The organism is Hoeflea prorocentri (assembly GCF_027944115.1).
In the GTDB taxonomy this organism is placed as follows: Bacteria; Pseudomonadota; Alphaproteobacteria; order Rhizobiales; family Rhizobiaceae; genus Hoeflea_A; species Hoeflea_A prorocentri.
Map to the genome: position 1 here is coordinate 1532626 of NZ_JAPJZI010000001.1, position 23164 is coordinate 1555789.

At 56.3% G+C, this 23164-nt stretch carries 27 protein-coding genes and 3 tRNA genes; 13 read left to right on the plus strand and 17 right to left on the minus strand.

The window, feature by feature from the left end; all coding sequences use genetic code 11:
* Positions 1 to 30: 30 nt before the first annotated feature.
* Both gpt and OQ273_RS07075 read right to left on the minus strand, forming a co-directional pair.
* Complete coding sequence (gene gpt, locus OQ273_RS07070) at positions 31 to 528, minus strand: xanthine phosphoribosyltransferase (protein ID WP_267989765.1); 498 nt, start codon at positions 526 to 528, stop codon at positions 31 to 33.
* Between the two features lie 191 nt (positions 529 to 719).
* Positions 720 to 1559 carry a universal stress protein gene (locus OQ273_RS07075; protein ID WP_267989766.1) on the minus strand — a complete coding sequence of 280 codons (840 nt, stop codon included), beginning with the start codon at positions 1557 to 1559 and terminating at the stop codon, positions 720 to 722.
* A 294-nt stretch (positions 1560 to 1853) separates the two neighbouring features.
* Here OQ273_RS07075 and OQ273_RS07080 point away from each other — a divergent pair, with 294 nt between their 5' ends.
* Positions 1854 to 2006, plus strand: coding sequence for a DUF1127 domain-containing protein (locus OQ273_RS07080; RefSeq protein WP_276562306.1), 153 nt, complete (start codon positions 1854 to 1856; stop codon positions 2004 to 2006).
* An 85-nt stretch (positions 2007 to 2091) separates the two neighbouring features.
* Here OQ273_RS07080 and OQ273_RS07085 read toward each other — a convergent pair whose 3' ends face one another.
* Positions 2092 to 2841, minus strand: a complete 750-nt coding sequence (locus tag OQ273_RS07085; protein ID WP_267989767.1) for a competence/damage-inducible protein A — start codon at positions 2839 to 2841, stop codon at positions 2092 to 2094.
* Between the two features lie 399 nt (positions 2842 to 3240).
* On the opposite strand from OQ273_RS07085, the gene OQ273_RS07090 reads away from it, so the two are divergent.
* Positions 3241 to 3849: a GNAT family N-acetyltransferase gene (locus OQ273_RS07090; RefSeq protein WP_267989768.1), complete on the plus strand. Its 609-nt coding sequence runs from the start codon at positions 3241 to 3243 to the stop codon at positions 3847 to 3849.
* A gap of 383 nt (positions 3850 to 4232) precedes the next feature.
* On the opposite strand, the gene OQ273_RS07095 is transcribed toward OQ273_RS07090, so the two are convergent.
* A complete protein-coding gene (locus OQ273_RS07095) occupies positions 4233 to 4517 on the minus strand; it encodes a hypothetical protein (RefSeq protein WP_267989769.1) in 285 nt (94 codons plus the stop codon).
* 61 nt (positions 4518 to 4578) lie between these two features.
* Positions 4579 to 5019 carry a helix-turn-helix domain-containing protein gene (locus tag OQ273_RS07100; protein ID WP_267989770.1) on the minus strand — a complete coding sequence of 147 codons (441 nt, stop codon included), beginning with the start codon at positions 5017 to 5019 and terminating at the stop codon, positions 4579 to 4581.
* 237 nt (positions 5020 to 5256) lie between these two features.
* On the opposite strand from OQ273_RS07100, the gene OQ273_RS07105 reads away from it, so the two are divergent.
* Positions 5257 to 5343 (plus strand) — tRNA-Leu (locus tag OQ273_RS07105).
* A 68-nt stretch (positions 5344 to 5411) separates the two neighbouring features.
* Here OQ273_RS07105 and OQ273_RS07110 read toward each other — a convergent pair.
* Positions 5412 to 6095, minus strand: coding sequence for an SOS response-associated peptidase (locus tag OQ273_RS07110; protein ID WP_267989771.1), 684 nt, complete (start codon positions 6093 to 6095; stop codon positions 5412 to 5414).
* Positions 6096 to 6193: 98 nt separating this feature from the next.
* On the opposite strand from OQ273_RS07110, the gene OQ273_RS07115 reads away from it, so the two are divergent.
* The 3 genes from OQ273_RS07115 to OQ273_RS07125 all read left to right on the plus strand — a co-directional run bounded on the left by OQ273_RS07115 (position 6194) and on the right by OQ273_RS07125 (position 9143).
* Positions 6194 to 6403 (plus strand): hypothetical protein, encoded by a 210-nt coding sequence (locus OQ273_RS07115; protein WP_267989772.1) that lies wholly within the window; start codon positions 6194 to 6196, stop codon positions 6401 to 6403.
* Between the two features lie 222 nt (positions 6404 to 6625).
* Entirely contained in the window at positions 6626 to 7873 is a 1248-nt protein-coding gene (gene ilvA / locus OQ273_RS07120) for a threonine ammonia-lyase IlvA (RefSeq protein ID WP_425493409.1), read from the plus strand.
* Between the two features lie 82 nt (positions 7874 to 7955).
* Complete coding sequence (locus OQ273_RS07125) at positions 7956 to 9143, plus strand: MFS transporter (protein WP_267989774.1); 1188 nt, start codon at positions 7956 to 7958, stop codon at positions 9141 to 9143.
* Here OQ273_RS07125 and OQ273_RS07130 read toward each other — a convergent pair.
* Both OQ273_RS07130 and OQ273_RS07135 read right to left on the minus strand, forming a co-directional pair.
* Positions 9140 to 10135 carry an alpha/beta hydrolase gene (locus tag OQ273_RS07130; protein ID WP_267989775.1) on the minus strand — a complete coding sequence of 332 codons (996 nt, stop codon included), beginning with the start codon at positions 10133 to 10135 and terminating at the stop codon, positions 9140 to 9142. The genes OQ273_RS07125 and OQ273_RS07130 overlap by 4 nt on opposite strands.
* A gap of 43 nt (positions 10136 to 10178) precedes the next feature.
* A complete protein-coding gene (locus OQ273_RS07135; protein ID WP_267989776.1) occupies positions 10179 to 10649 on the minus strand; it encodes an Lrp/AsnC family transcriptional regulator in 471 nt (156 codons plus the stop codon).
* Between the two features lie 157 nt (positions 10650 to 10806).
* Between OQ273_RS07135 and ald the strand changes: the two genes are divergently transcribed.
* Together ald and OQ273_RS07145 are read left to right on the plus strand one after the other, a co-directional pair.
* Positions 10807 to 11925: an alanine dehydrogenase gene (gene ald / locus OQ273_RS07140; protein ID WP_267989777.1), complete on the plus strand. Its 1119-nt coding sequence runs from the start codon at positions 10807 to 10809 to the stop codon at positions 11923 to 11925.
* A 224-nt stretch (positions 11926 to 12149) separates the two neighbouring features.
* Positions 12150 to 12524 carry a hypothetical protein gene (locus tag OQ273_RS07145; protein WP_267989778.1) on the plus strand — a complete coding sequence of 125 codons (375 nt, stop codon included), beginning with the start codon at positions 12150 to 12152 and terminating at the stop codon, positions 12522 to 12524.
* Positions 12525 to 12586: 62 nt separating this feature from the next.
* On the opposite strand, the gene OQ273_RS07150 is transcribed toward OQ273_RS07145, so the two are convergent.
* The 7 genes from OQ273_RS07150 to OQ273_RS07180 form a co-directional block, all read right to left on the minus strand.
* Positions 12587 to 13213, minus strand: coding sequence for an OmpA family protein (locus OQ273_RS07150; protein ID WP_267989779.1), 627 nt, complete (start codon positions 13211 to 13213; stop codon positions 12587 to 12589).
* A 116-nt stretch (positions 13214 to 13329) separates the two neighbouring features.
* The gene (locus OQ273_RS07155; RefSeq protein WP_267989780.1) at positions 13330 to 13890 is read right to left on the minus strand and encodes a GNAT family N-acetyltransferase; all 561 of its coding nucleotides are present in this window, start codon (positions 13888 to 13890) and stop codon (positions 13330 to 13332) included.
* Positions 13890 to 14759, minus strand: coding sequence for a 3-mercaptopyruvate sulfurtransferase (gene sseA, locus OQ273_RS07160; protein WP_425493356.1), 870 nt, complete (start codon positions 14757 to 14759; stop codon positions 13890 to 13892). The genes OQ273_RS07155 and sseA overlap by 1 nt, the downstream gene beginning before the upstream one ends.
* Entirely contained in the window at positions 14756 to 15490 is a 735-nt protein-coding gene (locus tag OQ273_RS07165; RefSeq protein ID WP_267989782.1) for an alanyl-tRNA editing protein, read from the minus strand. The genes sseA and OQ273_RS07165 overlap by 4 nt, the downstream gene beginning before the upstream one ends.
* A 3-nt stretch (positions 15491 to 15493) precedes the next feature.
* Positions 15494 to 16531, minus strand: coding sequence for a cysteine synthase A (locus OQ273_RS07170; RefSeq protein WP_267989783.1), 1038 nt, complete (start codon positions 16529 to 16531; stop codon positions 15494 to 15496).
* A gap of 175 nt (positions 16532 to 16706) precedes the next feature.
* Positions 16707 to 17972, minus strand: coding sequence for an SAM-dependent methyltransferase (locus OQ273_RS07175; protein WP_267989784.1), 1266 nt, complete (start codon positions 17970 to 17972; stop codon positions 16707 to 16709).
* A 258-nt stretch (positions 17973 to 18230) separates the two neighbouring features.
* Positions 18231 to 18413, minus strand: coding sequence for a hypothetical protein (locus OQ273_RS07180; protein ID WP_267989785.1), 183 nt, complete (start codon positions 18411 to 18413; stop codon positions 18231 to 18233).
* A gap of 350 nt (positions 18414 to 18763) precedes the next feature.
* Here OQ273_RS07180 and OQ273_RS07185 point away from each other — a divergent pair, with 350 nt between their 5' ends.
* Positions 18764 to 19198 carry a hypothetical protein gene (locus OQ273_RS07185; RefSeq protein ID WP_267989786.1) on the plus strand — a complete coding sequence of 145 codons (435 nt, stop codon included), beginning with the start codon at positions 18764 to 18766 and terminating at the stop codon, positions 19196 to 19198.
* A gap of 110 nt (positions 19199 to 19308) precedes the next feature.
* Here the strand turns inward: OQ273_RS07185 and OQ273_RS07190 are convergent, their stop codons facing one another.
* Positions 19309 to 19431, minus strand: coding sequence for a hypothetical protein (locus OQ273_RS07190; RefSeq protein ID WP_267989787.1), 123 nt, complete (start codon positions 19429 to 19431; stop codon positions 19309 to 19311).
* A 773-nt stretch (positions 19432 to 20204) separates the two neighbouring features.
* Positions 20205 to 20279, minus strand: a tRNA-Asn gene (locus OQ273_RS07195).
* 156 nt (positions 20280 to 20435) lie between these two features.
* On the opposite strand from OQ273_RS07195, the gene OQ273_RS23730 reads away from it, so the two are divergent.
* From OQ273_RS23730 to OQ273_RS07215, 4 genes are all read left to right on the plus strand, one after another.
* Positions 20436 to 20714, plus strand: coding sequence for a hypothetical protein (locus OQ273_RS23730; RefSeq protein WP_267989788.1), 279 nt, complete (start codon positions 20436 to 20438; stop codon positions 20712 to 20714).
* Positions 20715 to 20757: 43 nt separating this feature from the next.
* Positions 20758 to 21273, plus strand: a complete 516-nt coding sequence (locus OQ273_RS07205; RefSeq protein ID WP_267989789.1) for an O-acetyl-ADP-ribose deacetylase — start codon at positions 20758 to 20760, stop codon at positions 21271 to 21273.
* Positions 21274 to 21459: 186 nt separating this feature from the next.
* Positions 21460 to 21533 (plus strand) — tRNA-Cys (locus OQ273_RS07210).
* A 228-nt stretch (positions 21534 to 21761) separates the two neighbouring features.
* Positions 21762 to 22715 (plus strand): glycoside hydrolase family 19 protein, encoded by a 954-nt coding sequence (locus OQ273_RS07215; protein ID WP_267989790.1) that lies wholly within the window; start codon positions 21762 to 21764, stop codon positions 22713 to 22715.
* Positions 22716 to 23164 lie beyond the last annotated feature (449 nt).

Here is a 23164-nt window from a genome sequence, read left to right on the forward strand (position 1 = left end):
ACGTGATGCCAGCCTGTGTCTGGCGAGGTGTCAGCCGGCCGGGTCCTTGTTGATGGGTTCCTGATAGGTAAAGCCCATGTCCCAGGGAAAGTAGATCCAGGTGTCCTGGCTGACCTCGGTGATGAACGTGTCCACCAGCGGGCGGCCCTTCGGTTTGGCGTAGACGGTGGCAAAATGGGCTTTCGGCAACATGGCGCGTACGACTTCGGCTGTCTTGCCGGTGTCTGTCAGGTCGTCGACGATGAGGACATCCTCGCCTTCCGAGGCAAGCAGCTCTTCATTGACTTCCTTGATGACCGACATTTTCCCCTGGTTGGCGTAGTCATGATAGGACGCAACGCATACGGTCTCGATGAGACGGATATTGAGTTCGCGTGAGACGATGGCCGCCGGCACGAGGCCGCCGCGCGTGATGCAAACAATGCCCCGCCACTCCTTGTCGGATCCTGCAATGCGCCAGGCAAGGGCCCTGGCGTCACGGTGAAACTGATCCCAAGAGACGGGAAAGGCTTTGTCTGGAAGGGACATTGGTGCGGGTACTCCTTGCGGGCCGATCATGCGGCGTGTGTTCCTGCAGCATCTTCGTACTGCTCGCCGGCGGTCATAGCTGGGCCAGGCATTGCAATGCAAGAGGGCGGGTGATGCAAGGGGTGGACAATGAAAAGGGCGGTCATGCCAACTGCGCGACCACCCTTTGATGCCGTCTTCTGCGTGATGGATCAGCGAGACATCAGCGTCAGGTTCGGCATGGATTGAAGCATGGTTCGGGTGACGCCACCGAACAGGTATTCGCGGAGGCGTGAGCGGCTGTAAGCACCCATGACCAGAAGATCGGCGCCGGTGTCGGCAAGCCGGTTCTGGATGATCGCGGCGGCGGGAAGCCCGTCGGATATCTCCGTTTTGATCGACACTTTGATGCCGTGGCGGGTGAGGGCGGATGCGACCTCGGCGCCGGCCATGGACTTGCTCTGCTCGGCATTGTCCTCCGGATCAACACACAAAATTTCGACTTCGTCGGCAGACTTCAGAAGGGGCAGAGCATCAAACACGGCGCGCGCGGATTCGCGTGTGGCATTCCAGCCGATGATGGCGCGCTTAATCGGGCTTGCTTTGCGGGCAACATAGGGAACGAAAAGAACCGGCCGTCCGCTTTCAAGCACGAGGGCTTCAAGATCGGTGAAATCGTCTTCCTTTTCCTCTTCATTCTGACGCACCACAACGAGGTCCGCACAACGGGCGCTCGATAGCGCTGACAAGGCATTGTCGCCGGACAGCGAGCGTATCGGGCGCCATTCCCAGGATACGCCCCGGTGCTCGCTTTTGTGCTTGAAGGCTTCCGCGACGTCCATCATACGCAGATCGACGTCTTCCTGATCCGATTTGAAAACGGCCGCATCCGGTATTTCGATGGGCGCTGCATAGGAAACCTTCATTGCAGGTTCGGCATGCAGCCCTATCAGGTGACTGTCAAAGGCCTCGGTCAATAGCAGCGCCGTATCGAGAACATTCTCGCAGTCTTTCTTGTTGCGCAGTACGGCCAGGATGGTCTTGTAGGACATGCTTGTCTCCATCGGTCTTTGAATTCAGCCGGCGCCTCTCATCCTGCCAGCCCTGTAACAAGGCCACTATGGCAGGCCGGCGGCGGCCCGGCGTTGATTTCCATCAAATGAACGTCCGTTCGTATAATGCTTTCGTCGAATGGGGCTTCCTGCCGGGATGATCCTGTCTGCCGGTCATTGTGCATTGCAATATTGCAAGGCTCCAATGCTTAATTGTCACTTTTCCCGGGCGCCGCCATCACCATATGCGAGTGGCAAGAAAGCAAACATGTCCTCTGTATGTGGAGCGAGATAATGAAATCTGTATTTAAGACACTGCAAGCAAGCCGGGCGCACAGCAAGGCATGCAACGAACTCAGCCGGCTTTCCGATCGGGAACTCGCCGATCTGGGAATCTATCGCGCTGATATTCCGAGCGTTGTCGCCGGGCACAGACGCCTGGACTAGATTTCACTCCTCCCGATCCTGTTTTGCAGACGCAGGCGGTCTCCCGGTTTTTCCGGGGACCGCTTTTTTGTGCCTGTGGCGAGATTTACGCCGGGTTTTCTTCCGCTATCTCAACAAGCATGGCATTGACTGCTTTGACGGCGCGCTGAATGGCTTGCGTGTCGCGGCTGCGCACAACGATCTGGGTTGAGTAGTTCTTACCGTCAAATTTCGGATAAGAACCGATGACGGTATCGGGATGGGCGTTTTGTATGTCTTCCAGTCCTTCTCCAACGGTACCTTCGCCATAGGGGCAGTCGACGGTTTCGGAATGAATGATCGCTCCGGTTTCAAGACGGGGTAGCAGCCAGTCGAGCATGGCCTGGAATATGGACGGCACGCCGGCCATGACATGCACATTGCCGATTGTGAAACCCGGCGCGACCGACACACGGTTGCGAATATGACTGGCGCCGCGTGGCATGCGCGCCATTCGCTTTCGAGCGTCGGTAAACTCGATGTTTCGGGACTGGAAAACAGCGCCCAGCATGTCGAGGGCTTCCCGGTCGTGTTCGCAGGGCAGATCAAACGCCCTGGAAATCGCGTCCGCCGTTATGTCGTCATGTGTCGGGCCAATCCCGCCTGACGTAAACACGTAGGAATAGCGTGTCCGCAATGCATTGACGGCTTCGACGATGGCGTCCGTTTCGTCTGCGACGATGCGCACTTCCTTCAGCTCAATACCCGCCGTTGTCAGCATGTCGGCGAGATGGGCGATGTTCCTGTCCTTGGTCTTGCCGGACAGAAGTTCGTCGCCAATCGCAACCATTCCCGCCGTGACAATTTTTTCCGACATGCCCTGACCTCTTCAACCGTTCGACCCACAGGTAGCGCGCAACGCAATCAGCTGCAAGGCGCGCACTGACACCCCGGCCGCATGGACTTTCGACGATGGCAGGCTTTTCACACCGGTCCCCCACACCGGTTTTCCTAACGCAATACATCAAATTGAAACCATTGTGTTTTCTATGCATTGTGCATAATCAAGCTTAACTTCAAGCTTTAACGCGGCGGAAATTGTCTGTGTGTAGGCCTCTGACTATACTTTTGGCGTACACATACGGAAGAGATTATGCACGAATTTCTGGAACCGATGAACCGCGTCGCGGCGCACTATCGAGCAAAGATCGAGAGCAAGGACCTCGAACTACGGCATTCGACGGACTTTCACTTGCTTGACGAGGAAACCGAGGCGATGGGCTTTGAGGTCACACCGCACTTTTCACCGCGTTTCAATGCGTTTTTTCGTGACGAGGCCTTTTGGGTTGGCATCTATGACCGGGCAAAATGCGTTGCAACAGCTGCCTGTAAACGGCAACCGCTCGGTTCGGAAACATTGGCAAGCTATGCCAAACGCTCGTGGATTCGTTATTACACGCCTGATTCGGAAAACCCGGTCGTGTTCCACAATCAGCAAAAACCGTTCCTGGAAAGGACCGGAGGCAATCTTTGCTATTGTGGTGAATACCGCGTTCTGCCGAAATACCAGAAGCAGGGGATTGGCCAGTTGCTTGCAGCCTATGTCAAGCCGGCGGCCTGGATAAGGTGGCCCGATACCGATCTGTTTTACATCTATATGGAAAACAAGGATGTGCGCAGCGGCCTGATGGCGGCGATCGAGCTGACTACGCAGATAAAGAATGCTTTGCAATGGGTGCAGCATCCGAGCCAAGCAAAACATGACTACTGGCTTGGCGCGATGAGCCGGGGCGAGTTTTCAGGCTGGTTGAAGGACGAAGTGCGTAGTCAAGCTGTTCAAGCTCCGAGTATGTCGCCAGAAATGGAAAACCTTTTGGTGTCTTGACCATCAGCACAAGCCGTTTGTAGGCAAGCTGAACCTGCTTGCCGTTGCGGCTTGTCTCGTAGGTTACATGCTCAAGAACCGGCTCCCCATCGCATGCCTTCAGGTAGGCCGCGGCAACGGCATCGTTGCCGCCTGCCGCCTGAAGATCCGTGCGCCAGCCCGTTCCCATAACCCGACCTGCCAACGAGCGGGCGCCGACATGGGTTATATCCGGAATTGCGGACTGGTGCGGCATACCGAATAAGACGAGTTCGTCGGCCATGTGAAGCAGGTTTGCGTGAAGCCGCTCATCTGCCTGGCCGCCGGCCAGTTCCCACGCCCTGAACAGCAATTGCTGGGTCGCGGAAACGTCCGGCGTGTCGAACACGCTGTCATCCAGAATTTTAGTGTGAACGGCCATACCCGGCTTCTTCGGCAGCGACAAATTGTGCGATCACCCTGCCGAACAACGCTGCGAATCTGTCCCACTCTTCAGTGGTGAAATGATCGACATCGGTGTGGTTGGCGACGGTGACAGCGATGATATCCCGGGACAGATGGCAGCCATAGTGCTCGCACATGGCGTGAAGGTATTCCCGGTCATTGGCGTAGCGGTCGGGCGCATCGATAATCGACTGAACGGATGGAAGGTCAATGCCGACCATGTTCAGGTTTATCGTTTTCATCATTGATTGTTCTTCCCCTGATTCTTGCAATGATTGCATTCACGCCTGGATTGTATCGTGTTTTCTAGCCTTTGTCCTTAACAAGATTCTTGGACTTCAAGGCGCGCAGCCGATGGTATTGCTGCTGTATCAGTTTGTGCCGTTTTTCAAGGGATACCTGCCGGCCGTAATCCTCAATGATCATGTCTGCAGCCTGCGTGGCCTGGTCGAACAGATCGAGGTCGAGTTCCATATCCGGGTTCTTTGACGAAACAAGAGTGGTGTTGGTTTGGGGCAGCACATCATCATCATCGGGGCCGCCACCTCTGCCGGAAAGCAGCCAGTCTGTGGTGACCTTGAACCGTTTGGCATATTGCGTAAGGGCCGGACGGCTGACACCGCGCGAGCCGTTTTCATGCGAGGCGTATGTGGAGTAGCTGACACCAAGAGCCTCCGCCGCTATTGTCGCGGTCCTGTAACCGGCTGCTTCCCTTGCTGCTTTCAGTCTGGAGCTAAGATGTGCCATGGCGGAATTATGAAGCTCTCGATTATACAGTTGGCGTTCGCATGAGATTACACATTATGCATATCCTATGCACAATAATCGGCGATGTAAATTATAATAACCAGTCGTTTTCGACAAATATCCATAGATTCTTATGGTGCCTATGCCGGTGCAGTGATCTCAACGGCATGATCCGAATAGCACGTGCAAAGCCAAAGGGCTTGCATTCTGCAACGGGATATTTACCAGTAAGCGCGTGCCCCCTTGGCGAAATTGGTATACGCAACAGACTTAAAATCTGTCACCCGAATGGGTTTGCCGGTTCAAGTCCGGCAGGGGGCACCAGCTTGTATTCTCGTTTGTGTTCTTGTTGGCTGTATTCGCGACATCCGCAGCCGGGTTCGGTGCTGACATCATAAGGCCGCCACGGGCTCTATGAGGTCCGGCTGCTTGTTCTTCACGCTCCCGACTTCTTGACTGACTGCATAAAACTCAAGATCCGAACCCCGGTTTTTCTGAAGTAGTGCCAGCGCGTCCTCTTTTCCCGTTTCCTTATCCATCCATGTTTTCAGTACGTCCGGTTTCAGGATTGCGGGCACGCGACTGTGAATGTGCTTGATATTGTCTGTTGCGGGCAGGGTGATAATGGCAAATGTTGTCGTGTCGAGTTTCTCGTTGCGTGACATGATGCCGGCGAACGTGAAAGGCTCAAACAGCGGCATTTCGCCTGGCAGATGAATAAGCCAGGGCTGCTTGTCTCCCTTCGATCCTGTCCATTCGTAATAACCGGTGGCCGCAATCAGGCAGCGATTGTGTTCGAAGCCTGCCTTGAAGAACCCGGAACCCTCGGCAAGCTTTTCAACGGTCGCGTTTATGGACCTGAATTTCGCTTCTTTTGCCCATAGGGGAATGAAACCCCATTCCACCGGCTCGATGCCGATCTGACCGTCATGGCTTGTAATGATGTCGAGCGTGGACGTAGGCGCAGTGTTGTAGTTCGGCTCCGGTCCGTTGAGCTTTTCTATTTCCGGCGGAAGTATTGACATATATTTCCGATATTCGGCCCAAGTCCCGGTTGTGATAAATCGACCGCACATCCGCTGATCCCTTCACGTGTAAACAATCGTATACTAAATCGCGGTGAGGGCACGGCGGCAAGTACTGATTCTCTGTCGGGGAGAAAGACAGGTGTTAGATGTCCAAAGGCCGAAGGTCCGCATTCTGCAAGGAAGAAGTGCTTGATAAACTGCGCGTTGGCCGCGATGGCGCAATGATGGTTTGTGCCGGCGCACAGCCATTCAAGGATCGCTACAACAAGGCAAATGCCATACTCAGGTCTATAGATGACCTTACTGAAGACCTTACCGGTGACCGTGAGTATTTCTGGGTAAAACCTCACGGGTAGACGTCTGTGAGACGCTGACATTGGCCCATGTTGCAGGCTTCGGCATATTCAGCCGGAGCGAAGTGAGAACAGCAACGGTGTTGTTCTTGGCTTTGTTTTTGTAACTTGGATGTAAGACCCATTTGCCCGGGGGGACGACAAGATTGGACAGAGATTTGTTATGATAGGGGGCATAGACAAACGGTTTGGGATTCGGGTTGATTTGAGGTCCTGAAAGCCATGATGAAAAATGCTGTTGATCATTCCGCGGAGGTGCTGCGTTCACTGTTTCCGCCCACGCCGCTTCAGCACAATGTACATCTGAGCGACACGTACGGTGCGCGCATATTCCTCAAACGGGAGGATCTTTCGCCCGTGCGTTCTTACAAGATCCGCGGTGCGTTCAACTTTTTCCGCAAGGCTCTGACCGGCGAACAGCAGACGGAGCGCTTTGTTTGCGCGTCCGCTGGCAATCATGCCCAGGGTTTCGCCTTTGTCTGCCGTCATTTCAAGAAGCCGGGTGTTGTCTTCATGCCGGTTACGACGCCGCCACAGAAGATCGGTAAAACCGAATCCTTCGGGGCAGGCTTTATCGAGGTGCGGCTTGTCGGCGATATTTTCGACGACTGCTACGCCGCCGCGATGGCTTATGCAGACGAAACGAACGCGTTGATGGTGCCGCCTTTCGACCATGACGACATCATCGAGGGCCAGGCGACGGTGGCTGCCGAGATCGTCAGCCAACTGCCGGAGCGCGCCGACGTCGATCTCGTGGTCATACCGGCAGGCGGAGGCGGACTGGCGGCTGGTATGACCAGTTATCTGGCAGGGCGCGTGGATCGCGATGCATTCCTTTTTTGCGAGCCGGAGGGGGCGCCGAGCCTCAAGCGAAGCCTGGAAGAGGGCAAACGCGTCAAACTCGAACGGGTCGACAACTTTGTCGACGGGGCGGCTGTTGCCCAGATCGGCGAACGTAACTTTGACGCGCTGAAGGGGTTTCGGGCCGATCAGGTCATGCTGGTGCCGGAAAATGCGGTCTGTGTCACGATTTCTGAACTGCTCAATATAGAGGGCATGGTGCTGGAGCCGGCCGGGGCATTGGCGATCAGTGCACTTGATCGGCTGGATAAGGTGCGTCTGGCGGGCAAGACCATTGTGGTCGTTGTCTCCGGCGGCAATTTCGACTTCGAGCGCCTGCCTGACGTGAAGGAGCGGGCGATGCGCTATTCCGGGGTCAAGAAATACTACATTCTGCGTATGGCGCAGAGGCCGGGCGCACTACGCGATTTTCTCAATATGCTGGGCCCTGAGGACGATATTGCGCGGTTTGAGTATCTGAAGAAATCGGCGCGCAATTTCGGATCCGTGCTGATCGGCATAGAGACCAAGCGGCCGGAAAATTTTACCGCTCTGACCCGTGCCTTCGAGGCGGCGGGTTTGCGCTATGAAGACATTACCGATAATGAAGTTCTTTCCAGCCTGATTATCTAATGGCGGCATTCCATATTTCGGAGGGGAACTGCATGCTCAGCAACCGGACTGCGGCGCAAACAGCGCTGCCCGCCAGCATATGATGGCCGGCATTGCCGCGCTTGCCGCGGCCTATATCTTTTCGCAGTTCTACCGGTCTTTCCTTGCGGTGCTGACACCGGTGCTGATCGAGGAGCTGGGAGCCGGCAAGGCGGATCTCTCGGTTGCTTCGGGTATATGGTTTCTGACATTCGCTCTCATGCAGTTCGTTGTCGGCATATCGCTGGACCGGTTTGGTCCGAGGCGTACGGCGGCCTTCCTTTTTGCGGCGGGAACCGGGGGTGGCGCCCTGCTTTTTGCGATTGCCACCACGCCGCTCGAAATCATCATCGCCATGGCGATGATCGGCATCGGCTGTTCGCCGGTCCTGATGGCTGCATTCTTTATTTTCGCCCATCACTTCCCGGCGGCCCGATTTGCCATTGCCTCGTCATGGTTCGTCGCCCTCGGAACAGCCGGCAATGTCATCGGCGCAAAACCGCTGGCCATTGCTGTGGAGAGTTTCGGCTGGCGTGAAACCATGCTTGGTCTTGGTTTGGTGTCATTGCTGACCGCCCTTGCAATCTACCGGTTTGTAAAGGACCCCGAGATCGAAAGGACAGACGCCCCGGACAGTGGCCTGTCTGGATATTGGGCGCTGCTGAAAATGCCGGCATTGTGGCTGATTATTCCGCTGATTGCGGTCAATTATGCGCCGGCGGCTGGTGTGCGCGGATTATGGGCCGGGCCGTATCTGGCGGATGTTTTCGGTGCATCAACGCAGTTGATTGGAACGGTCACGCTGTTCATGGCCATCTCCATGATAATCGGCAGCGTGATCTACGGGCCACTCGATACGCTGTTCAAGACCCGTAAATGGGTTGCATTTGTCGGCAATTGTGGCGGCGCAATCGCGCTCTTTGCCCTGGCGCTCTATCCGATTCAGCCAATCTGGCAGGTGACGGTGCTGCTTTTCGCGGTCGGTTTGTGCGGTGCCAGCTACGGGGTGCTGATGGCTCACGCGCGCGCTTATTTCCCCAAACACCTGACAGGGCGTGGCGTTACGCTGATGAACTTTTTCACGATCGGCGGCGTCGGATTCTTTCAATTCATCACCGGGCAGATGGCCGAGGCGAGCTACAATCCGGCTATGCCGGAAGAAACTTATTCGCTGCTGTTTGGAACTTATGCGGTTTTGTTGACGGTGACCGTGATCATCTATCTGTTTTCCACCGACCGCAAACCGGACTAACGGCTTTCGGGAAGCTGCCCGATCCATTCGGCGATGGCGTCGGCCACGCGTTGGGTGTTCGATGGTGACAGTGCGTCTCCGGCGACAACGTGATTGTCCTTGTCGTCGCTCTCCTCGATCAGAACGGTCCGGACATCCGCGCCCCATGTGGCGGCTATGATCTCAGTTTCTTCCGCGCGCACAATCCGGTCGTCAGGCGAGTAGATAAAGAGTGCGGGAATATCCGCTTGCCCGAGATCGGCCTCGCGCGTGATCCTGACGATTTTGGCCATCGGCAGCAGTGCCTGCGACGGGTATTCGTAGGTCCAGTTGTGACGGTGATAGTCGTTGACCGTTTCAAAAGAGCGCCTTTCGCCCATCACCAGCCCCAGAACCTGCTTTGCCCAGGGAATAGTCAGCAAAAAGGAGCCGGCGGCGTTGACGCCGAAATTGGGCGAGATGTTTACAATGCCCGCGACATCATCCGTCAGGCCGGGCTGGGTGGCGGCCCATGAAATCAGGGTTCCGCCGGTAGACGTACCGACGAGTACGACCTTTTCTCCCAGTTCACGGCCGACCGCGATCGCCTCGGCCACGTCATTGACCCAGGCTTCGACCGTTGCCTCGCCCATGGCGTCACTGCTGCGGCCGTGGCCGGCGAGGCGGGTATAATAAAGATTGGCGCCGAGATCGCGTGCGACAATGTCCATAACAGGGCGGATTTCGCCGGAGGATGCGGAAAACCCGTGTATGTAGACCAGCGAGACCGGTGTGCGTGCCCTTGAGTTTGGATAGGCCCAGACAATCTGTTTGCCGAGCCCTTCGCGTATGTCCGAATAACGAGCCTCGACACGATCGAGATAGGCTTCAACGTCGTCTCCGATTGCTGCGGGATCGAACCGGATTTGTGTTGAGACGGCGGTGCGCGGACCAATATAGAAGATGATGGCTGCCGCACAGATGAGCAGCAGAATAAGGTAGACCAGTCTGCGCCGTTTGAACCGTTTTGCCATCGAATGCTCCGCCTTCACAATATGTGCAGCCTATGCCCGAAGGTCACCGCATATCAATGTCGATGTTCGGGCGGTCGATCACCTCGCGAAGCGCGAAGGACGAGTTGATGCGGACCACATGGGGAAGGGCCGATAGCCATTCCTTGTGGATGCGTTCATAATCCTGCAGATCCCTGGCTGCGACGCGCAGGATGTAATCATATTCGCCTGACATGAGATAGCAGACCAGCACATTCGGGCAGCGTTTGACCGCGGCCTCGAATTCGCTGAGGGTTTTTTCGAACTGGCCCGACAGCGAGATATGGACAATCGCCGTCATCTTATGGTCCAGCGCCTTGTTTGACAGGCGCGCGTGATAACCTCGGATTACACTTGATTTCTCGAGGATATCGAGCCGTCTGGAGCAGGCTGACGGAGACAGGCCGACCCGCTCCGCCAGGTTCGCATTGGAGATTCGACCATTTTCCTGAAGCGTCTTCAGAATAGCGATATCAATCGTATCAAGGTTTTCCATTCGAATATTCTTCTGTTTATTTCCACATTACGCAATTTTATACGAAATCTGACGGTGATTCAATTCGACTTCGCAAGGACATTTCGCGACCTGTGTGTTGAAATGATTGCAACAATGAATTGCGCCTTCGGGCGCATCTTATTTTGGAGAAACGCCCATGCGTGTCGGATGTCCGAAGGAAATCAAGAACAACGAGTACCGGGTAGGACTGACGCCCGGTTCCGTGCGTGAATATATCGCGCACGGTCACGAGGTGATTGTCGAGACCAATGCCGGCGTCGCGATCGACGCCGATGACGGTGTCTATCAGGCTGCAGGCGCAAAGATCGTGCCGACGGCGAAGGATGTGTTCGACCAGTCGGACATGATCGTAAAGGTGAAAGAGCCGCAGCCGAGCGAATGGGCGATGCTGCGCGAAGGGCAGATCCTTTATACCTATCTGCACCTGGCGCCTGATCCCGAGCAGACCAAGGGGCTGGTTGAGTCGGGCTGCACGGCGGTCGCCTATGAAACAGTGACGGATGACCGGGGCGGTCTGCCACTGCTAGCTCCGATGTCAGAGGTTGCCGGGCGGCTTTCCATTCAGGCCGGTGCCACCGCCTTGCAAAAGGCAAATGGCGGTCGCGGCGTCCTGCTTGGCGGCGTTCCCGGCGTTCTTCCCGGCAAGGTGACGATTATCGGCGGCGGTGTCGTCGGCATCAACGCGGCGAAAATGGCCGTCGGGCTTGGCGCGGACGTGACGATCCTCGACCGTTCGATTCCGCGGCTTCGCCAATTGGACGATATCTTCAACGGTCGCATTCACACCCGCTATTCGACGATTGAAGCACTGGAAAACGAGGTATTCTCAGCCGATGTTGTTGTTGGCGCGGTCCTTATTCCGGGTGCGGCAGCCCCCAAACTCGTTACACGCGAGATGCTTTCGGGCATGAAGAAGGGCGCCGTGATCGTTGACGTGGCGATCGATCAGGGCGGCTGCTTTGAGACGTCGCATGCAACCACACATTCCGAACCGACCTACGAGGTCGACGGCATTATCCACTACTGCGTTGCGAATATGCCCGGCGCCGTGCCGGTGACGTCGGCCCATGCGCTTAACAACGCAACGCTGCACTACGGTCTGCAATTGGCTGACAAGGGTCTGAAGGCAATCGCTGAAGACCGGCACCTGCGCGCCGGCCTGAATGTACATCGTGGCCGTATCACCAACGCACCTGTTGCAGATGCGCTCGGTTATGAACTTGCTGAGCCAGACGCGGTTCTCCAGGTCGCCTGACCAACCAGTCCAGGCAGTTTGAAACCGCTCGCCAATCGGCGGGCGGTTTTTTCATGCACGCGCTGTGGAAGATTGCCGTGTGTCTACAATACCCTTTGCGCCGCATTTGCCGGAAGTGTATGGAATCCTGAAATAATTTCTGTTGAATTTTATCAAATTCCTCAATCGGACTGAAATCCTGTTCATGTACAAATATGTGAACTGAAAGTTGGGGGGCTTGTCAGGTGAATACTGGATCATTTGTGATTGCCGGCGTTTTTGGTGTGGCCTTGTTTGGTGCTATGGCCAATATGCAGCCGAGCATTTTGACCCAAGAGGACTATGAACGGCTGGTGGCGCCGTCGGATGATTTCGGGCAACATGGACCAGCCTTTGCCGGTGCAGCCCGCTGGCTGATCGAGGCAGGCATCTGCGCCGAGAACGACCTGCGGGTTAATGGCGGCTGGGTGACATCCTGGACCCATAGCGATCAGCCGATCTATTTTACCTATTGTGGCGGATCGAACCTGGCGGACAGAGTGTATTTCAACGCTGAATCCATGGAGTTTTACGGCCGCGCCAGAGGTACGGGCGACAATGTCAGGTTGGTGGATATTTGACCGCCGGCCGATTCTGAACCGGGCGTCCGCGCCGCTCATAGGCCGCGCGGACTGCTTTTGCGCTATTGATAGATGATATCGGTGATCCGGCGCAGCGTGACACGGCGATTGCGCCAATCTGCATGGGGTGTCGGCACAAGAAGGTCATCCTCTCCATATCCGACGGTCTCAAGCGCGTGATCGGGCACGCCGAAATATTCCGACAGGACCCGGTAGAGCGAGTAGGCGCGCCGTTCAGACAGATATTGATTGCTTTCAAAGGATCCGACGGCATCGGTATGGCCCTCGATGAGGAACACCTCATTTGGGTTGTTGCCCAGCATATTGTGCATCGCCATGGCAATCTGTTCGACTTTCCAGTGCTGGCTGGAATGAATGCGCGGTGAACCGAATGCGAAGTTGATGGCCTGGATTTCTATCGATGGCGCAATGTGACGCAGGGCCTTGCGGCGTTTGACGTCCTTGATGCTTCCCTTCATGGATGGCTTGATCTTTACCTTGGGCGGCGCCTTGAGACTTTTCTCGATTGTCAGAGCGGATGGTGCCTTCTTGTTGTACTTCTGCGCGATGAAGGCGGGTTTGACCGGCGTATCGGTCCCGACGGACAGCTTGAGCTGGCTGGCCGAGGCGGCTGTGATCGGTGCTGCCGCCAGAGCGGCAAGGGCTGTGATGAATGTGCGGCGCTTCATGACGGTTGTCCTTCTTTTGCGGATCCGAAGCGCTGGAGCGCTTTGGATGAGAGGACGTTAGTCTTGCGCCGCTGAAGCCAGGATGAACGGCCTGTTCAGACAATTGACGGGATGCATCAAGGTGATTTTGCGGTGCGCAGGAGATCGGCGTCGGTCAGGGGATGGAGAAAGGTTTCACTTTGACCGATCGGATCAAAGCCGAGCTTTTGATAAAGCGGCAGCGCAGCGGGGTGATCCAGCGTGCAAGTGTTGACGGTCACCTTTGACGGGCTGTTCTCCCACGCGGATTCCAGTGCCTGGGAAAGCAGCCAGCGGCCGAGACCGCGCCCATGGGCATGGGGCATCAGGCCGAAATACTCCAGATTGACCGTTTCCTTATTTGTCTGACAGAGTTCAAAAAAACCTGAAGGCGCGCCATTGAGATAAAGCACATTGATGGACGTTTCCGGTGCGTGGACGATTTTTGCCAGTGCGTCATCGTCCAGCCGCAACCTGGCAACCCAATGCCACTCCCGGCCCGTACGGTAGTGCAGGTAGCGGTAAAAATGCAGCGGGATATCCTGCTGCTTCATCAACGCCACATGAAGATTTACGGGCATCGGACACAAAAGCGCCGGGCGTTGCCTTTGTTCAAGATAGGTGACGACCGCTTTAAGCGGCGCGCGGCCTTTTGGCATCACTCTTCTCCGGTGACGACGGGTGTATCCTTGCGGGCGCCCCATTCTGACCAGGATCCGTCATAGAGCTGCGTGTCTTCATTGCCAAGCGAATGCAGCGCAAGTGTGATCACCGCAGCCGTCACACCAGAGCCGCATGTGGTGATGACGGGGCCATTCGGGTCAATTCCGGCCTCTTCAAGCGTCGCCCGTAAATCTTCGAGGGATTTGAGCTCTCCGTCTTGCGAAAGCGAAAAAACGGGCACGTTCCGGGCACCGGGCATATGACCGCATCGCATGCCCTCGCGTGGCTCCGGCTCATCGCCGGTAAAGCGCCCCGGACTGCGCGCATCGGCGATCTGACTTGAGCCGTTTCCGGCAACCTCGAGGACGCGCTCAAGGTCTGCCGCCCAACCGTCCCTGAAAACGGCTTTGAACGTGCCGCGGGCGTATTCGGGGATCTCGGTCGTTACAGGTCTGCCATCGGCCTTCCAGCGATCAAAGCCGCCATCGAGAACAAAGACGTTCGGCGCGCCCATCGCTCTGAACATCCACCACACGCGCGGTGCGGTGAACATGCCCGGACCGTCATAAACGACGATCGTGTCGTCGGTTGATATACCAAGACCGGAGACCTGCCCGGCAAAATGTTCAGGGCCGGGCAGGGCATGGGGAAGGTCCATGTCCGGATCGACCACGACATCCTGGTCAAAAAACACCGCTCCCAAGATATGCCCGCTCTCATATTCCGAGCGGGCGTTGCGCCCCTGCGCCGGCAGATACCAGGACGCATCGACGATCTTCAGTCCGGTGTTCCCAATGCGTTCCTGCAGCCAGTCCGCCGATACAACAAAAGCGCTTTTTTCAGCCATGGATTTTGCGCGGATCATTGCGGCATATCGCCGAAGCGAATGCGGAACCGTCTGTTCTCGCGCCCTTTCTTTTCAATCTTGCCAATGTGTATGGCGCCTACTTCGCCGGTTTCGGACACATGTGTTCCGCCACAGGGTTGGCTGTCTATGGCCGCGTCTTCGCCGATGCAAATCAGCCTGATGCGCCCGCTGCCCTGTGGCGGCCGCACATTCTTGGATTTGACGAGGCCAGGATTGGCTTCGAGTTCGCTCTCGTTGATCCAGTTTGAAAAGACCGGATGATTGGCGTTGACCAGCTCCATGAGTTTTTCGGTCACGGAAACCTTATCGGTTGCTTCACTCATGTCGAAATCGACGCGGCTTTCGTTTTCACCGACGGAAGCGCCGGTGATCGGAAAAGGGCACACGACGGTGAGCAGATGACATGCGGTGTGCATGCGCATCAAACGGTAGCGCCGCTCCCAGTCGATATGCAGGACCAGCGGTTCGCCTATTTCGGGTACGGCCTGTTCATTCGACGGAACGTGGACGATTTCCGACTTGCTCTGTCCGTTGACTGTTGCGGCGATCTCGATCTTCGAGCCGTCCTCGCGTTCAAAAAAGCCGATATCACCAGGTTGGCCTCCCGATGTTGCGTAGAAACAGGTCTGATCGAGAAGGATGCCGCCGCGGTCATTAACGGCCGTGACCTTTCCCTCGGCGGTCGAGAGGTAAGCGTCTTCAATGAACAGCGGATGTGTTTGTGACAAGGCTCAAACCTCTTCAAAGGGGATGGATATATCCGGCACGGTTTCCATCCATTCAGGAACCGGCAGATCCTTGGAGCGAAGGAATTCCGGGTTGAACAGTTTTGACTGATAGCGATTTCCGTAGTCACAAAGGATGGTGACGATGGTATGACCCGGCCCCATGTCACGGGCCATTTTCATAGCGCCGGCGATGTTGATGGCCGACGAGCCGCCAAGGCACATGCCTTCCTCCTCAATCAGCCGGTAGATATACGGAAACGATTCCGCGTCGGAGACCTGGTAGGCAAAATCCGGCGTGAAACCCTCAAGGTTTGCCGTTATGCGTCCCTGGCCGATTCCTTCAGTGATCGAACTGCCTTCGGATTTCAGTTCGCCGTTCTTGTAGTGATTGTAAAGCGCGGCGCCCTGCGGGTCGGCTATGCCTATCTTGACGCCCGGGTTGCGTTCGCGAAGCCCGACCGCGACACCCGCCAGCGTTCCACCCGAGCCGCAAGCGCAGATGAAGCCATCGACTTTGCCGTCGGTATCGTTCCAGATTTCCGGCGCGGTGGTCTCGATATGGGCCTGTCGGTTTATCGTGTTGTCGAACTGGTTGGCCCAAATGGCGCCGTTGGGATCCTCTTTCGCCAGTTGCTCGGCAAGGCGGCCGGACAGGCGGACATAATTATTGGGATTGCGATAGGGCAGGGCCGGCACTTCGATCAACTCAGCGCCCAGCAGGCGCAGGGCATCTTTCTTCTCTTCGCTCTGCGTTTCGGGAATGACGATGACCGTGCGATATCCAAGAGCCTTTGCAACCATGGAGAGGCCGATTCCGGTATTGCCGGCGGTGCCTTCCACAATCACGCCGCCCGGTGCCAGCTTGCCGCTTTTGATCGCATCACGAATAATGAACAGTGCGGCGCGATCCTTGACAGACTGGCCGGGATTAAGGAACTCGGCCTTGCCAAAAATAGTGCAGCCGGTTTCCTCCGATGCTCTTTTCAGTTTAATCAGCGGTGTGTTGCCGATGCCATCCAGTACGGATTGTAAAATAGTCATTTCCTGGCCCCGATTGAGTTGCTGCGACAGTATTTTGCCGGTTGTGCATTATCAACACGGCCGGTGGCAAGAAATGCCATTTGCCGAAGGCATTTACCGGAAAAATTCTATTCCAGCCTCTGCGCGGGCGGTTTTGTCTGCGGCTGCTGTTGACGGGCGCGAATTGCGAAACCGCTCAGCTTGAATTTCTCTGGTAGACGATCTGGCGCACATTGATGTTTTCGGCGCGAAAGCCGGCTTCACAGTAGTGAAGGTAGAATTCCCACAGCCGCTTGAACCGGTCGTCAAATCCCATCGGCCGAATACTCGGCCACGCATCCCAGAACCTTGTGCACCATTCGGACAGGGTGCGGGCGTAGTCCTGAGCGAATGCCCGGTGACCGGCAAGCTTCAGGTTTGCCTTGCGCCCCAGGTCCTCGAGTATCTCGTAGGTCGGCAGCATGCCGCCCGGGAAGACGTAGCGTTGGATAAAATCCGGGTTGCGGCGATAATTCTCGTAGGCATCCTCGTGGATCGTAATGATCTGAAGACCGGCGCGGCCACCCGGTTTGAGGCACTGGTGAATCTTGTCGAAATAGCCTGACCAGTATTTCTCCCCCACCGCCTCGAACATCTCTATCGACGCGACGTGGTCATAAACGCCCTGCTCATCGCGATAATCCTGGAACTTTAGATTGACCCGGTCCGACAGGCCGGCCTTTTCCATTCGCTTTGTTGCATAATCGAGCTGTTCGCGGCTGATGGTCAGGCCGGTTACACGCGCGCCGATTTCGCCAGCCGCATACTCCGCGAAGCCACCCCAGCCACAACCGATTTCAAGGACGTGACTGTCTCGCGTGATGCCGATTGCATCCGCGAGCGCCTTGTATTTGGCCTTCTGGCCGCTTTGCAGATCGTTTGCGCCCGTCTGAAACAGCGCTGAAGAATAGGTCATGCTCGGGTCGAGCCATTTTTCATAGAAGGCATTGCCGAGATCGTAATGGGCGGAAATGTTCTTCCTGGCCTGCGACTTTGTATTTGACCGGAACAGGTGCCGCAGCTTTTCAATGATGCTCGCAATGCCTTGCGCGCCGCTTGCAACATGATTTCCGATGTCGGTATTGACCAGGAAAAGCTCCAGGAAGGTCGGGATGTCCGGGCTTTCCCAGTCACCATCCATATAGCTTTCCGCAACGCCGATCGTCCCACGGCGGAACGCGCTATAGGGCAGGTTCCAGTTGTTGAGGGTGATTTCGGCGCGGGGTCCCGACTCCTGTCCCTCAATGCGGATATGCCTGCCGTCGGGCAAGTTCATGTCCAGGGCGCCGCGCCTCAGCTCGGAAATCGCCCGCAAGGCCAGTTGAGCCTTGAAGGGAAGGCCCCTGGAGATATCACCGACATTGTCTGCCGATACGATTTCTACTGCGTTTTTCACGCCTTCATTTTTGTCCGTGATGTTCATTCGAGTGCCTCCGGTGCGCCTCCAGACGATCCCGCTATGAATAATCGTTACAGACGGAACAATCATTCGTACGGAGCAGGCGCTACATCCACCCATATTGTTCATCCACCGGCACAGTTATGCAAGTGTGAAGAAACTTCAAGAGCTTAAGAAAACTGTGAGCAGTGGAATTAGCCGGTTATCTTTCGCGCCGGAACCGGAATTTCGGCATTGAACCCGGCATATGCGGGCCGGATTCAATGCTGTGTGACGCCAGGCTCAACTGACATGTGGCGGGCGCATTTCATGAATGGCCGCTCGAACACGCCGCCAGTTTTCCGCGTCTTCGACTTTGCCCTTCGCATCCAGGTCAATCGCTTTTTGCGCTGCTTCGGCTTCTGCACGGTCACCATGTGCGTCCAGAAGTTGACGGGCATGTTCGACAATCTTGGTGGCTTTCATCATCTCCTCCATTGCTGGATAGGTATCATGTTCCAACCGGAGCCGCAGATCTTGACGCAGGTCAATCTGTTGGTCATTGCCGCACCCTCATGGCGCGCGTGCCGGAAACAAACACGCCACTTGCGACCATAGGTCCGCTTCTCAGGCCTACTACCATTAGTTTAGGGCAGTGTTCGCACCGCCGCCACTAAGCATATAGCTGGCGGCATGCTCAAACGCCTCCTTTGCCGGCCGCGAACTCATCAGGATTCATGTGTTGAGCGGCGGGCTGTGATGTGGGATGACGTCATTGGCGCTAACTTGCGGAAACAGCGATTCAATGACGCAACAAAGGATACTGGAGAACGCCTTTGAAAAGGATATCGAGCACATTTGCGCTGCTGGTTCTGTCGACGCAGATCGCTTGGGCCGACCGACCTGTGACTGCTGAGGAGCATGCAAGGATCAATTCGGTGATTGCCGCCTTCGGCTGCTTTGCAACCGATATCGAGTTCGATGATGACGACAATCGATATGAGATTGACGACGCGGATTGTGGTGGCCGGGAGCGCTACGACATGGAGTTGAACACGTCATTTGAGATTGTTGACGGCGAGCGCCCGGTAACGCCGCTGGAAAGGCAATTGATCGACGCGGCGCTGGAGAAACTGGGCTGTAGCGGCGGGACCGCCGAGTTCGAATTTGACGACAAATATTTCGAGATTGAAGATGTAAGATGCGATGGCGGGCGCTATGAGGTGAAGTTGACCCAGGATTTCGACTTCATCCAGAAATCGCCGGACTAGCCATTGGCTTTGCCATGATCAACAGCAACAGCGCGGCTACCCGGACGTGGCCGCGACCAATTTGTACGTTCGATATGAGGCGCCGATTTCCGGCTGAGTGCGCGTAGCCGCTAGGTGTTGCCCGGAGGCGTAAACGGAATGAACTTTGGCGCTCCGGACACTGTCAGCTTGGCTGTTACCTGGCTGAGTTTCGCACGTTCAGTAACGCGCGGCTTTTCATAAGTTTTTTTCACGACTGTATCCCATCTGTTATGATATTTTTTAAACCAATACTTTCTTGGTACTTTCCGGTCAATGCTTCAGAATTTGTATCACTGAAGTTATCCCAAGAACCGTAGCGTTTGATATTGAACAGATGGTGGTCGACGGCCCATCATTTCTGAAAACCCGAAACGCCTACCTGGTATACGATGACCTGGGTTGCAGCGGCAAACGCTGCGCGGTGCAATCGGTCCCGGACTTCGGCCTCATCCGGAAATCGCTGGGCTAGCCCTCGGCACCCATTAGGCGAAAAAAGTCGCGGCCACCCGGAAGTGACCGCGATTGATTCAGAAGTTTGATAAAAGGCGCCGGTTTTAGACTAGGCGCGGATTGCAGCTAGCTGACTTCTTCAATCAGCGGAGGTATTGCAATCTTCCGCACACCAGACGCTGGCGCCACCAGGGCTGTCACCCGGCTGAGTTTTGAATTTGCAGTAACCTGCGGCTTCTCATAAGCTTTTTTCACAGTACACCCCATCTGTTGCTTGAGCCTTACGACGGATACTTTTCCAGTATTTGTTAGTCAACAGCCTATTGTTATTTGGGCGAAAGATGTCACAAGAATAACACACTTGGTTGCTGAAACATGCAACGCGTGGCGGGCCACAATTCTGAAAACTCGAAATGGACACGCCGTGCTCGCCGATAGGGACCCTGCGGCAAGTGCTAAGAGGTGGAGCGGATCCACGATCCCGGTCTCATCCGAAAACGAACCGGATTGAACGTGTTGTGTTGTGAGAAAAAAGTGGCTCCCCGGGCCGGATTCGAACCAGCGACCAATTGATTAACAGTCAACTGCTCTACCACTGAGCTACCGGGGAACGGGCCATGATGTGGCGTGGGACGGCGTATAGAAAAGAAATACGCCCTTGCCAAGCCATTTCACAAAAAAAATCTTCTGCCTTGCGCATTCGCCTGCTCGTGGCCAAATGTGCCTGTGCGCCGCGACGTCCATGCGGTCAGCCAGGATTGGGAGAATGATGGCGGATAGCGGTTCGGATCGCCATTCGGTAAACGGTTCAGCGGGCAAGGTTCTTCGCATCGGCCCATACCGTATTCGCATGCCAGAAAGCCGGCTGCTGCGGATCGGGCTTGGTTGTCTCCTGATATTCTGCGGTATACTCGGCTTCTTGCCCGTTCTCGGCTTCTGGATGATCCCGCTTGGCCTGCTGGTGCTGTCGCATGATCTTCCAGCCGTGCGCCGTTGGCGTCGGCGTCTGGCCGTCAAATGGGGGCAGAGGAAGAGAAAACGGTGACAGGCTGCCCTGATTGCCAACGCTTCCGGGGATCAAGGCATTCATGGAACTGACACCGGTCAGAACGGATATTACCAAACTCAAGGTCGATGCGGTGGTCAATGCCGCAAACCCGTCTCTTATGGGAGGTGGTGGCGTCGATGGGGCGATCCACCGCGCCGGTGGGCCGGATATCCTTGCTGAATGCGGGGCGATTATCGACCGGATCGGGCGTTGTGAACCGGGGCAGGCTGTTATCACACATGCCGGACGTCTTCCGGCCCGTTTTGTCATTCACACGGTCGGTCCGGTGTGGCGTGGAGGTGGCGAGGGGGAAGAGCACGTGCTGGCGTGCTGTTATCAAGCAAGTTTGCAGCTGTGCTTCGAAAACGGCCTGCGCTCCGTGGCGTTTCCCAATATCAGCACCGGCATTTACGGTTACCCAAAACAGGCCGCTGCGAAAACGGCAATCGAGACAATCAAAGCGGCCGCCGTCTGCGATCAGATGGAGGCGATTTTCCTGTGCTGTTTTGACTGGGAGAACTTCCAAATCTATCAGGAATTACTTCGGGTTGAGTGAGCAAATACATAGCGTGAAGCGGCTGTGTGTCGGCGACTGCGAATGACACAGCGGCAACCGATAGCTGCCGGTTACGTTTCGGCAACCTAAAGCTTTTTGAATCTGCGGATTTGCAGCAATGCCCTCTTGCGCATCCGTGGTTTTCATTCTAAGTGCGGGCGTCGGTTGAACAGACCGGCCTTGCGAGGCCTCGTGGCGGAATGGTTACGCAGAGGACTGCAAATCCTTCTATCCCGGTTCGATTCCGGGCGAGGCCTCCAGCAAATCTCATTTTTCATAGTTCTTACAATCGCATAGCGCGTAACGCGCCGTGGCGGGGCTTTCTCGAGTTACAGGCCCATGGCCCGATCGGACCCGGGCTGTGCCGAGTGGCGATAAACACTTGTAATTCGGCCGCGAATATTTCTTGAACGGGTCATATGCTTGCCTGCGGCAGGGGGTTGGCGTACAAATATTTCTCTCAGCGTTTTGCAAAGTCGGGAATCCAAATGGACCGTGCAGCATTCTATGCGGCGCTGCGGCGTCGGTCGAGTGGCGTCTTTGGAACATCGCTTTCCCAACCGCAAGTTGACGGTATGGAGGGGATTATGGACGCCTTCGTCACCCACGGAGACGGCCGCCCCAAGACGCTGGCCTATGCTCTTGCCACGGCCTACCATGAAACAGGCCGCCAGATGATGCCGGTGCGCGAGGGATTTGCAAAAACCGACGCGCAGGCGCGCCAGCGGGTCAACCGCCTTGCTGCCCAGCGCGGACCGAATTCTGCCGTCGCCAAATATGCCAAGCCTCAACCGCCCCACGGTCACGTCTATTATGGTCGCGGTCAGGTGCAACTCACCTGGAAAAAGAACTACGAGACGTCCAGTGCGGATGCCGGCATCGACCTCGTTCGCTTTCCGGACAAGGTCCTTGATCCGGTGATCGGGGCGAGGATCCTTGTTCGCGGACTTCTGGACGGCCGGTGGAACGGTCATGGCCATGGTATTGCGCATTATCTGCCAGACAGCGGCACCGATGATCTGCGCAACGCGCGCCGGACAGTCAATATCACAGATAAATGGCAGCAGATCGCCGACTATTACCGGTCCTTCCTCGGAGCGATAGAGACGGCGGGTGGCGTGCCGACCACGGTGGTGTCTGAGGATGTCGATACGCCCACGGACACGCCAGGTGCTGAGGTGGGTTCGCCGGAAACGGAAGAGACGATCGAAACGGATACTGCCGCCGATGGTGGTGCAACGCCCCTGGACGGGCCGTCGGCGGGCCATGATGAGCCTGACGCGCCGGATGTGGCAGACGCGCCCGTCATCGCGGAAGACCCGGTCATCCCGGATGCCCCGGTTGTTCCGGAGGTAGCTGATGTTGCTCCCGAGCCTCCTAAAACCGGGCTCGGAGCGCTTTGGGACAATGTTGTCGGCTTCTTCACCGGCCGGAGCCGATGAGCCTTGCGTTGGTGCAGTCTCAAGACCGAAAAACCTGCTCCCGAAAACGTGATTTCCGGGCCGTCGCCTGACCATTGCGGCACCGGTTTGGCGTATCCATATCTCTTTCAGTTGCCCCGCCTTAGGGCGGCGGAGGGGATAGCGCTCTCCTTGCGAACCCCGACCGTAACTCGACCCGCGCAGCGCCGGATGTCACCGCGTTTGCAGGCGCTCAGGCGGGGCAACAAATCTTTCTTTCCTGCATATCGTGACAATGCCAAATTGACGGCCATATTGATTGCTGTTGATATGCTTCGGTTGAGTGCGTAAGGGGTAGCAGCTGGTCGGCTCGCTGCAGCCCGCGTGGCGCAGGACCGTCTGGCATGGCGTCTCAAACGACGACCTGAAGAACAATAAAAGGATTGCGGCACTGGCAGCTTCCGAAACCGATCGCACGGCGAAAGCGGATG